Origin of the sequence: Brevibacillus sp. SIMBA_040 (genome assembly GCF_046535075.1) — a bacterium.
Lineage (GTDB): Bacteria > Bacillota > Bacilli > Brevibacillales > Brevibacillaceae > Brevibacillus.
Map to the genome: position 1 here is coordinate 1 of NZ_JAWRXI010000271.1, position 258 is coordinate 258.

Here is a 258-nt window from a genome sequence, read left to right on the forward strand (position 1 = left end):
GCTCCGGTATAGAGCAGCGCGATTTTCCGGATTCCGTTGATTTCGTAATTCACGATCTACTCCCTATCGCTTGCACGAGTGCGGAATCGCGTCGACGCGTCGAATCGCTCTCCAGCTCGCCTTCATGAATGCATTGTTCAGAGGACTGATTCGCATCACCAAACAATCGCATGACGCTCGCATGATGGAATCGCCCGGTTGCCATCCGGTTACCGGGGGAACCCCACCCCGCCACGTCCTCGTTAGTCGAAATGCCCG

At 56.2% G+C, this 258-nt stretch carries 1 protein-coding gene; it reads right to left on the minus strand.

Annotated features, from left to right (window positions below; translation table 11 throughout):
• Positions 1-49 precede the first annotated feature (49 nt).
• On the minus strand, positions 50-258 hold a 209-nt coding region (locus SB752_RS32815; protein ID WP_410719566.1), incomplete at its 5' end, for a hypothetical protein.